General features: G+C 47.8%; 1 protein-coding gene and 1 pseudogene. Both read left to right on the top strand.

Annotated features, from left to right (window positions below; genetic code table 11):
• Positions 1–728: pseudogene (locus tag AB0B20_RS29095) on the top strand (hypothetical protein); the annotation flags it as partial.
• A partial coding sequence (locus AB0B20_RS29090; RefSeq protein WP_357475121.1) for an ATP-binding protein occupies positions 694–1,041 on the top strand: 348 nt, incomplete at its 3' end. The pseudogene AB0B20_RS29095 and the gene AB0B20_RS29090, both read left to right, overlap by 35 nt.

Here is a 1,041-nt window from a genome sequence, read left to right as displayed (position 1 = left end):
AGCTTGACAACAGCCGATTTGAGACTCTGGAGCAGCTCAATTCTGCGATTGTCTCATTGCTGGAAATCCATAATAACAAACCCTTTTCCGGCAGAAACTACTCACGCAGGGAACAGTTTGAGGAAATCGAACGTGAAGCACTTGCCGTGCTTAATCCAGTTCGATATGAGGTGCACAAGCAGGTGATGGTTACCGTAATGAGAAACGGGCATGTACGGCTGGGCGAAGATGTTCACTACTACAGTGTTCCCTATAATTATGTTGGGAAAAAGGTGAAGTTGCTGTACACTTCCGGCTCAGTAAAAGTCTATTACAACTATACCATGATAGCCTTTCATCCAAGAGTTCGGACAAAGCACCATTATACCACCCAGGAAACCCATCTGGCGCCACAACACCGGTATATCTCAGAATGGACCCCGGAAAACTTTATACGGCAGGCAGAAGAGATCCATAGTGATGTTGCCGGTTATATATCAAAGGTACTTGAATATAAGGGACATCCGGAGCAGGCCCATAAATCCTGTTCGGGCATACTGAACTTTGCACGTCGCGTTGGAACGGTCCGGCTAAGAAATGCCTGCCGTTGGGCAGATAATCTTGGGCAGTACAACTACCGTATAATTGAGGAGATACTGCGAAAGCAGCTTGATCAGCTATCTGTAGAAGAACAGACGATAGAGATCCCTGAGCATGGAAACATCAGAGGCAAGGAATATTACCAGTAACAATAAACAGCAATTAGAAATGAACAATGAAACATTAGAAAAAATGAAACAGCTAAGGCTGTTTGGGATGTACGATGCATTCAAGACCAATCTGGAATCATCGGTAAAGGAATCGCTGACCACTGATCAGTTTATCTCCGTACTGGTTGCCAGCGAGTGGGATGACAGGCGCAACCGTTCAGTGGAAAGAACAATTAGGGCGGCGGCGTTCACCGCCCTGTACGACTACGGCGACTCCGTCAAGTGCGTCTTCGGCCCGACCAAGACGCAGGACGGCAAGCCCGACGTCCAGGCCGGCGACATGGACATCAGC

Origin of the sequence: Micromonospora sp. NPDC049151 (genome assembly GCF_040648395.1) — a bacterium.
In the GTDB taxonomy this organism is placed as follows: Bacteria; Actinomycetota; Actinomycetes; order Mycobacteriales; family Micromonosporaceae; genus Micromonospora.
The sequence above is the reverse complement of the archived record's forward strand: the minus strand, read 5'-3'. Positions and strand labels throughout refer to the sequence as shown.